The sequence below is a fragment of the Eudoraea sp. genome (assembly GCF_049665975.1).
In the GTDB taxonomy this organism is placed as follows: domain Bacteria; phylum Bacteroidota; class Bacteroidia; order Flavobacteriales; family Flavobacteriaceae; genus Eudoraea.
Genome location: NZ_JBATGR010000506.1, coordinates 1 through 10,033, shown reverse-complemented (window position 1 = coordinate 10,033; position 10,033 = coordinate 1). Strand labels below are relative to the sequence as shown.

The following is a 10,033-nucleotide window of genomic DNA, read 5'->3' as shown; positions in this document are numbered from 1 at the left end:
GTATTAGAAGGACAGAGAGAATTTGAATTGGCATGCAAAGGCGGTTATACTATTCAGAGTGTGTTTTTTTGCCCCAATATTATTTCTGAGCAAAAAGTGAGGCAAATTATTGACCGGCTTGAGAAATTTCCGGAATTAATAGAAGTATCTCAAGAGATATACCAAAAAATAGCCTATCGAGATAGTACGGAGGGAATTGTTGCTTTGGCCTGTTCAAAAAATCACAATCTGAATGATATTTCCTTTAGGAACAAAAATCCATTGATATTGATTGCCGAAGCACCTGAAAAACCCGGAAATATTGGTGCTTTATTAAGAACTGCGGATGCGGCTAAATTAGATGCTGTAATTATTGTAAATAGCAAGGGAGATCTTTATAATCCTAATGTAATCAGAGCTAGTGTCGGATGCCTTTTTACGGTAAATATTGCAACAGGAAATACTCAGGAAGTTATCAATTTTTTAAATAAGAATAAAATAGCCATTTATTCAGCCGCCCTGTCAGCTTCATGCAACTATACCGAAGTAGATTATAAGAAGGCCTGCGCCATTGTAGTAGGTACGGAGGCTACCGGACTTACATCTGAATGGTTGGAGAAATCCGATCAGAATGTTATAATACCAATGCAAGGGGAAATAGATTCCATGAATGTTTCTGTATCGGCTGCAATTCTTATCTTTGAGGCAAAGCGACAAAGAGAATTTCTTTAAGATTATAACCTCGATTGCCAAGTTCACCAAAAAAAAATTCAACTCCTTATCAGTTCTAGCTTACTAAAATTTGTCACGTTTTTAATAAATGATAAAAGTCTTATATGAATAGTTCATTCCTATTTTATACAATAATTGCTATCATAGTTCTTCAATTCCTTATGGAAACTGTCCTGGATTATCTCAATTCACGAAAATTTCAGGATCCTATTCCAGAAGAATTAAAGGATGTCTTTGATAATAAGGAATATTTAAAATCTCAGGCTTACAAGAAAGATAATTACAAATTTGGCGTGCTATCTTCCACATTTTCCATTGTACTTACTTTAGGGTTCCTAATATTTGGTGGATTTGAATTGATAGACTTACTCGCCCGAAATATTACTGAAAACCCAATTATAATGGCTCTATTATTTTTTGGTATCATTATGATTGGAAGTGATATAATTACTACACCTTTTTCGTATTATCAGACATTTGTGATAGAAGAAAAATATGGGTTCAACAAGTCTACCAGAAAGTTGTTTTTTATCGATAAAATTAAAGGCTGGTTGATGATGGCTATATTAGGAGGGGGAATACTCTCAATGGTCATTTGGTTTTTTCAATTTGCCGGTAATAATTTTTGGATATATGCCCTTGCCCTGATTGCCATCTTCACGATTTTTATGAATCTTTTCTACAGCAGGCTAATTGTACCTTTATTTAATAAACAAATTCCCCTGGAGGATGGATCTCTTAAGAGTAAAATTGAAAATTATACACGCACGGTGGGATTTAAACTTCAAAATATCTTTGTTATCGACGGATCTAAGAGAAGTACAAAAGCAAATGCATATTTTGCCGGTTTTGGAAAAGAAAAAAGAGTTACACTTTATGATACGTTAATTCAGGATTTAGAGGAAGAAGAAATAGTAGCCGTACTTGCCCATGAAGTTGGGCATTATAAACGCCACCATATAATTATAAACCTTATTATTTCAATCCTTCTAACAGGTGTTACCTTGTTCATTCTATCGCTTTTTATTAATAACCCCGAATTTTCGTACGCTATAGGCGTCACCAAACCTAGTTTTCATGCTGCTTTAATTTGTTTTGGAATCCTGTATAGCCCTATCTCCGAAATAACCGGATTGGTGATGAACATTCTGTCGAGAAAATTTGAATTTGAAGCAGATGATTTTGCCAAAAATACTTATGATGCCTTGCCTTTAATCAACTCATTAAAAAAGCTTTCTAAAAATAACCTCAGCAATCTAACTCCGCATAAGGCCTACGTATTTATGCATTATTCTCACCCTCCCTTAATTCAAAGAATACGTAACCTTAAGGCATGATTTTTGTTGGTTACTAGAAAAGATTGTGGTAAATTTATTTTATGAGTGTGGATACGGCTTTAGAGCAGGAGAACAAGCAAATTGCAAAGCAATACAAGGAACTACTTAGAATTAGTTATCAGGCATTAACTGCTAAAGATAAAAAACTAGTACGTTCTGCTTTTGACATAGCCGTGGATGCCCATAAGAATCAACGAAGAAAATCAGGAGAGGCCTATATTTTTCATCCTATAGCAGTAGCCAAGATAGTAGCTTCAGAAATTGGTCTCGATGCCGTATCTATTGCGGCCGCATTACTCCATGATGTTGTTGAAGATACCGATTATACATTAGATGATATTGAGCGAATGTTTGGTGAAACAATAGCTCGCATTGTGGACGGCCTTACGAAAATTGCCCATCTCAAAAAGGAGATGAACATATCCCAACAGGCAGAGAATTTTCGAAAAATGTTGCTAACGTTGCATGATGATGTTCGGGTAATTATCATCAAGATAGCAGATAGATATCACAATATGCTTACTATGGACGCCATGCCGGAGCACAAGCAGGTGCAAATGGCCTCTGAAACGCTTTATATCTATGCTCCCCTGGCTCATAGAATTGGACTCTATAATATAAAAACAGAACTAGAGAATCTAAGTCTGAAATACACAGAGCCGGAAGTATACAATGATATTCAGGAAAAAATTGAGCAAACTAAAGAAGAACAACAGAATTATATTGATGAATTTTCAAATATTATTCAAGATACTTTGGACAAAGAAGGTCTTGAATATCATATAAAAGGAAGGATGAAGTCTATCTATTCCATCAGAAAGAAAATGGTATCTCAGAATATTACTTTTGATGAAATATATGACAAATTTGCCATTCGCATCATTTATAAATCTGATAAACACAATGAGAAATTTATTGCCTGGAAAATATACTCTATTGTAACAGATCATTTTACGCCTAATCCTATACGCCTTCGCGATTGGATATCTTCACCGAAATCAACAGGTTATGAAGCCCTACACATTACTGTAATGGGCCCGGAAGGCAAATGGGTTGAAGTTCAGATACGCAGTGAAAGAATGCATGAAATTGCCGAGAAAGGATATGCTGCTCACTTTAAATATAAACACGGAGCACAAAAAGAACAGGGAATAGAGATGTGGCTCAACCGTTTACAGGAAGCCCTCGAAACCTCTAATGGTAATGCCGTAGATTTTGTGGAGGAATTTAAATTAAATCTTTATTCCAAAGAGATCTTTGTTTTTACTCCAAAAGGCGAATTAAAATCGTTGCCAAAAGACGCTACTCCTCTGGATTTTGCATTTAATATCCATACTGAAGTAGGAATGAGAACCCGGGGGGCGAAAGTAAATGGAAAATTGGTGCCTCTGAACACGACATTAAATAGTGGTGACCAGGTTGAGATCATTACATCAGATAAAGCGAAACCCAATCAGAACTGGCTGGATTACGCGACTACAGCCAGAGCCAGAGCAAAAATTCGTTCGTCTTTACGAGAAGAACAAAAACAAATTGCTAATGATGGTAAGGAAACGCTAAGACGTAAACTTAAGTCTCAAAAAATTAATATGAACGAGGATTCCATCAATAAGATGGTGGTTCACTTTAAGCTGAAGACCAGTTTGGATCTCTTCTATCGCATAGGTATCGGAGCAATAGATAATCAGATGATCAAAGAATTTGCATCATCCTATAATAATGCATTTATCAGTTTTTTCAAAAATAAGATTCGGAGAAAACCAGTCCAGGAAGATATTGATAAGGCCGAAATAACTTCCAAATATGATATGCTTGTATTTGGTAAGGAGGAAGAAAAATTAAATTACACACTATCCAAATGTTGTAACCCAATTCCCGGAGATGAAGTCTTTGGTTTTGTAAGCGTGTCGGAAGGAATAAAAGTTCATAAGAAAAACTGTCCAAATGCTATTTCTTTGCAATCCAACTATGCCTACCGGATAATTAGTGCCAAATGGATTGATTCAAGCCAGGAAGAATTCACTTCAGAAATTAAACTTACGGGGATTGATAATTTAGGCCTGATGAACGAGATTACAGAAATTATTTCGGATAATATGCATGTTAATATGCGGAATCTGAATTTCAGTACAGATGGAGGTACCTTTACAGGTAAAATCACAGTTGTAGTAAAAAACAATGCCATTCTGAAAAAACTTATCAATAATTTAAAGCGGATAAACGGTATTGAAAAAGTGACTCGGATATAGAGATTTTCCAAAATATCTATGCTGTAATCTTGCGGTTATAAAACATCTATATTCGCATTTTTAAATGTACATTTGTTATTAAGATGATGATGTAATTATGGGGACCAATAAGGACCAAGAAATCGTTAAAAAAGTATTTACTGCCTTTTTGGAGGAAAACGGGCATAGAAAAACTCCCGAGCGTTATGCAATCCTCCAGGAGATATATGAAAGTGATGAACATTTTGATATAGAATCACTCTATATCAATATGAAAAATAAAAACTATCGGGTAAGCAGAGCAACGCTTTACAATACAATAGAACTTTTATTGGATTGTAAGTTAGTACGCAAGCACCAATTTGGAAAGAATCAGGCACAATATGAGAAGTCTTATTTTGACAGGCAGCATGATCATGTAATTCTGACGGATACAGGAGAAGTTGTTGAATTTTGTGACCCCCGAATACAATCAATAAAACAAACTATTGAAGAGGTATTCGACATAAAAATAAATAATCATTCGTTGTACTTCTACGGTACAAGAAACTACAAAGAAAAAGCTAATAACTAACCAATAACTTACTGCATGGCCGTAGATTTACTACTAGGTCTTCAATGGGGAGACGAAGGAAAAGGAAAAATCGTTGATGTACTTACCAAAAACTATGATATCATAGCCAGATTTCAGGGAGGCCCGAATGCGGGACACACCTTAGAATTTGATGGCATAAAACATGTTTTACACACTATTCCCTCCGGTATATTTCACGACAATGCAATCAATGTTGTGGGTAACGGGGTAGTTATTGACCCGGTTATTTTTAAGAAAGAACTTGATAACCTTAACAAGTTTAATCTGGATATAAAATCCAAACTCCTGATTTCAAGGAAAGCTCATCTGATTTTACCTACCCACAGGTTGCTTGATGCAGCCTCAGAAGCCGCCAAAGGTAAAGCAAAAATAGGTTCAACGCTCAAGGGGATAGGGCCTACTTACATGGACAAGACAGGACGAAACGGAATGAGAGTAGGAGATCTTGAATTAAATAATTGGAAAGACAAATATCGTGCTTTGGCAGATAAGCATGAAACCATGATAGACTTTCATAATGTAGATATACAATACAATCTCCAGGAATTAGAAACAGAATTCTTTAATGCTATTAAGGAATTAAAACAACTGACCTTTATAGATAGTGAAGAATACCTTTACCAGGCCCAAAAAAGCGGAAAAAAAATTCTTGCTGAAGGAGCTCAGGGTTCTCTGCTGGATATTGATTTTGGAACTTATCCTTATGTAACATCTTCAAATACAACCGCTGCAGGAGCATGCACAGGTCTTGGTGTACCTCCGGGGAACATAGGAGGGGTTTTTGGCATTTTTAAAGCATATGCCACCCGGGTAGGAAGCGGACCTTTCCCAACCGAACTCTTTGATGAAGTTGGCGCTACTATGGGAAGAGTTGGCAATGAATTTGGGGCTACCACAGGCAGACCTCGACGTTGTGGTTGGTTAGATCTTGTTGCTTTAAAATACGCAGTTAGGATTAATGGAGTTTCAGAATTAATGATGATGAAAGGAGATGTACTCAGCGGATTTAAAACGGTAAAAATTTGCATAGCATACAAATATAAAGGGGAAAAAGTAACTCACCTTCCCTATAATATTGAAGCGGAAAATGTTACACCTATTTACAAAGAAATGAAAGGTTGGGAAAAAGATCTCACCAAAATGACAAAGGAAGAGCAACTCCCGGAAACACTTATAGAATATATTGAATTCTTGGAATCAGAATTGGAAATTCCAATTAAAATTGTGTCCGTTGGCCCGGATCGAAAACAAACCATTCACAGGTAATTCCCATTCAATAGAAGTAGGTATCTTAAATCTTTATATATATCTGAAAAAATACAGGTCTCAATAGAATCTGTTTGCTACTATTTCATCAGAACCTTCGGACAAATATTACATATTTTCAAATAAATTTTAAGCTAGTATTCTGACCAGATTAGAGCTTCAAAAAACAGAGGTATCGGATAATTCAGTGTACTTTCTCAAAGAATTGGAACATCTGGAGTCTTTAAATTTATATGGAACCAATGTAACGGATTCTTGCCTATCTGTAATTGAAGATATCCCTCAATGAAAGAGAGTTTACTTGTGGCATTCCAAGGTTAGCTATGATGGAGCCGGGGCCTTACAGAAAGAAAAAACAGACCTTGATGTAGAATCGGGAGTTTCGCTTAAATGAAATCCTAAAACCTTGCTAATACTTGGGCTTCTCTTTTAATTTATTCTATTTTTGAACAAATATTTGGGTCTTGTTCAGATTAGTACTACTTAATATATTTCTATTCTCGCTTTGCTTGGCTTCTGCTCAGGAGCAGCCTGAGGAAGAAGTTAAACAGATTAATATTGTATATGGTGCTAATTTCACAAAAGACGAAGCTCAATTTCCCGGCGCATCTATATTTAGTAAAGACGAGAGGCAAGTTCAGTTTGAACACCAGGGGGCAGATCTTTGGTGTGATATAGCTATATTTTATCAAAAAGAAAATAAATTGAAGGCAATTGGAAACATCCGAATGAAACAGGGTGATTCTATTCAAATGACTGGTGGAAAAATTAATTATGACGGGAATACCAGGCTTGCCAAGGCTTGGGAAAAAGTAGTCTTAAGAAGCACTGGTAAAGGCACTGGTAGTGGTTCTGGTATGACCCTTCGAACAGACACCCTCTACTTTGACCGCGAAAAGCAGGAATCTTATTATACAAGCTATGGTACTATTGTTGATTCTGCCAATACGCTTACCAGTGAAATTGGAAGGTATTTTATGGTACCTGAAAAATTTCAGTTTATAGAAAATGTTCATATCCTAAATCCGGAATACACAATAGACTCCAGGCAATTAGATTATTATCAGAATTCTAAGAACGCCTATATGTACGGGCCTTCAACTATAACGGGCAAAACTTATAAAATATACTGTGAACGAGGATTTTACGACACAAAAATAGAAAGTGGCTATGGTATAAAAAACACCAGGATAGATTATAATAACCGAATTATTGAAGGAGATAGTGTTTATTTTGATAAAACTTCTCAATTTGCTTCGGCCACCAATAATATTGTTGTTACAGACACAGTAAATAATGGGGTAATTAGGGCCCACTATGCTGAAGTATTTAAAGCTAAAGACTCTGTATTTGCAACTAAGCGGGCTGTGTCTATAAGTTTGGTTGAACAGGATTCACTTTATATGCATGGAGACACCTTACTACTTACCGGGAAACCAGATAAACGAATTTTAAGGGCCTTCAGAAATGCTAAATTCTATAAAACTGATTTGAGTGGCAAATGTGATTCTATACACTTTGATCAATCTTCCGGAATAACCCAATTGATAAAAGAACCTGTTCTGTGGAATGTGGATAACCAAATGACCGGGGATAGTATATATCTGATCTCCGATATGGAAACTGAAAAATTGGATTCATTAAAAGTAATAAATAACGCTTTTATAATCTCACTTGACAGCATAAGCATGGAAGGTTACAATCAGGCTAAAGGAAAAGATCTCTTCGGAAAGTTCATCGATAATTCACTCAAAATTGTAGACCTGGTTAAAAACACTGAAGTAATTTACTATATGTATAATGATGATGATGAACTCATCGGTATTAATAAAACTATTTGTAGTAAAATTAGGATAACATTAGCTGAAAATGATATCGAGGATATTACTTTTTATACCAATCCGGATGGAGACATTTTTCCGGAAGTAGATCTTCCGGTAAGCAGCAGAAAACTCAAAGGGTTTATATGGCGTGGTGATGAACGAATACTTAGCAAAGATGATATTTTTGATGAAGATGACAACAATATTCAATTAGTAAAGATAAATGGTGTTGATAATCCTCTTGATCTTGAAGAAGAGCAACAAGAGGATGATGGTAATGAAAATGACCCTTCAGGAAATTCGGAGTCTATTAAAGGTCTTATACCTAAAAAAGGACCCCCCATTCAAAAAAAGGAGTAGCTGTCATGCACGAAGATTTTTTCAGATATCAGGCTCAAACCACTCCCCATCCTCTGGCAATGGAAGTTTCACATGCTAAGGGAAGCTATGTTTATGACAAGCAGGGAAATAGTCACTTGGATTTTGTTGCCGGAGTATCGGTCTGTAGTTTAGGTCATTGCCATCCAAAAGTAGTTAAGGCGATAGTTGAGCAAACCAGGAAATACATGCATGTCATGGTTTATGGTGAGTTCATTCAGCAACCTGCAGTAGAATTCAGTAAATATTTAGCCTCATTATTACCTGCTAAACTCGAAACAACCTATCTCGTAAATTCCGGAACTGAGGCAATTGAAGGAGCAATAAAACTTGCAAGGCGTTTTACTGGTCGCTCAAAACTCATAGCTGCCAGGAATGCTTATCACGGAAATACTTTAGGTAGCCTAAGTTTAATGAGTTTTGAAGAACGAAAGGCCCCTTTCCGTCCATTGATTCCGGATATCTCTTTTTTGGAATTTAATTCCGAAGATGATCTTTATAAAATCTCTATGGATACAGCGGCTGTCATTTTGGAAACTATTCAAGGTGGTGCGGGATTCATTATGCCCAAAGAAGGATACCTTAAAAAGGTGAAGGATCGTTGTTCGGAAGTGGGTGCCTTGTTAATCCTTGATGAAATACAACCTGGATTTGGACGTACTGGTAGTTTATTTGCCTTTGAGCACTACCAGTGCATACCAGATATACTAGTTATGGGCAAGGGTATGGCTTCGGGTTTACCTGTTGGCGGCTTTACAGCTTCTTATGAAATTATGAATTCTTTAAGTGACACTCCCAAGTTGGGCCATATAACAACCTTTGGTGGCAATCCAGTTATTGCTGCAGCTGCTATGGCAACACTCAGGGAATTAACCAATAGCAATCTTATTCCTGAAACTCTTGAAAAGGAAAAACATTTCAGATCCAGATTAAAACACCCTTACATAAAAGAGATTAGAGGAAAGGGACTAATGTTGTCTCTTATCATGAAAAATAAAGATATTGCTAATAAACTTATTCTTTCCTGTGCAAAAAAGAATTTAATCCTTTTTTGGCTGCTTTTTGAATCAAAAGGCGTTAGAATTACTCCTCCATTGACCATAAACACAGTGGAAATTGACCGGGGTTGCGACATAATAATGCAAACTTTGAATGAGTTGCAGCAATAATTTGTTAACTATTTTGTTAATAATATAGCCCTAAAGTGGAATAAAGGTAGTTCCAAAAGACTATTTTTAAATCCATAGATTAACCAAGCACGTTCCTATGGCGTTAGATCCTAACGAAAGTCAAAATCAACCAATAGCGAAGTTTGAGTCCATGCTGAAGACGGATGACGTTTATTTTTTTGACGCAGAAGATTTCGAAGACATAATTCATCATTATCTAAACAACGGTAAAATATCCTTAGCAAAGAAGGCTATTAAAATTGGCCTTAAACAACACCCGGGTGCCATGGATTTAAAACTTTTGGATATTGAAGTCCTTGTGTTTGAAAATAATTTAGAAGTTGCTGAGAAGCTGTTAGATGAGCTTCAATTGATGGATAGTACCAATGAAGAAATTTATATTCAACGCGCTAATATCTATTCAAAAAAAGACAATCATGAAGCGGCAATAGACATGTTAAAAAAAGCTTTGGATCTATCTGAAGATAGTTTTGACATTTACTCATTGTTGGGTATGGAATACCTG

General features: G+C 36.1%; 8 protein-coding genes. All 8 read left to right on the top strand.

The features are described 5' to 3' along the window. Positions 1-711, top strand: a 711-nt coding sequence (locus WBN20_RS16130; protein ID WP_424282427.1) for an RNA methyltransferase, incomplete at its 5' end; no start/stop codon positions are given. A gap of 104 nt (positions 712-815) precedes the next feature. Beyond that, positions 816-2,048, top strand: a complete 1,233-nt coding sequence (locus WBN20_RS16125) for a M48 family metallopeptidase (RefSeq protein ID WP_424282426.1) — start codon at positions 816-818, stop codon at positions 2,046-2,048. Positions 2,049-2,089: 41 nt separating this feature from the next. Next, positions 2,090-4,297 carry a RelA/SpoT family protein gene (locus WBN20_RS16120; RefSeq protein ID WP_424282425.1) on the top strand — a complete coding sequence of 736 codons (2,208 nt, stop codon included), beginning with the start codon at positions 2,090-2,092 and terminating at the stop codon, positions 4,295-4,297. Positions 4,298-4,394: 97 nt separating this feature from the next. Further along, a complete protein-coding gene (locus WBN20_RS16115; RefSeq protein WP_424272773.1) occupies positions 4,395-4,850 on the top strand; it encodes a Fur family transcriptional regulator in 456 nt (151 codons plus the stop codon). A 15-nt stretch (positions 4,851-4,865) separates the two neighbouring features. Next, positions 4,866-6,137, top strand: coding sequence for an adenylosuccinate synthase (locus WBN20_RS16110; RefSeq protein WP_424272772.1), 1,272 nt, complete (start codon positions 4,866-4,868; stop codon positions 6,135-6,137). Between the two features lie 464 nt (positions 6,138-6,601). Then, entirely contained in the window at positions 6,602-8,320 is a 1,719-nt protein-coding gene (locus WBN20_RS16105; RefSeq protein ID WP_424282424.1) for an OstA-like protein, read from the top strand. Positions 8,321-8,325: 5 nt separating this feature from the next. Further along, complete coding sequence (locus WBN20_RS16100; RefSeq protein WP_424282423.1) at positions 8,326-9,507, top strand: aspartate aminotransferase family protein; 1,182 nt, start codon at positions 8,326-8,328, stop codon at positions 9,505-9,507. 97 nt (positions 9,508-9,604) lie between these two features. Next, on the top strand, positions 9,605-10,033 hold a 429-nt coding region (locus tag WBN20_RS16095; RefSeq protein ID WP_424282422.1), incomplete at its 3' end, for a tetratricopeptide repeat protein.

Bases quoted from the DNA above. Each gene is read 5' to 3' on its own strand.
- WBN20_RS16110 (WP_424272772.1), top strand. From the start codon at position 4,866: ATGGCCGTAGATTTACTACTAGGTCTTCAATGGGGAGACGAAGGAAAA.
- WBN20_RS16100 (WP_424282423.1), top strand. From the start codon at position 8,326: ATGCACGAAGATTTTTTCAGATATCAGGCTCAAACCACTCCCCATCCT.
- WBN20_RS16125 (WP_424282426.1), top strand. From the start codon at position 816: ATGAATAGTTCATTCCTATTTTATACAATAATTGCTATCATAGTTCTT.
- WBN20_RS16120 (WP_424282425.1), top strand. From the start codon at position 2,090: ATGAGTGTGGATACGGCTTTAGAGCAGGAGAACAAGCAAATTGCAAAG.
- WBN20_RS16115 (WP_424272773.1), top strand. From the start codon at position 4,395: ATGGGGACCAATAAGGACCAAGAAATCGTTAAAAAAGTATTTACTGCC.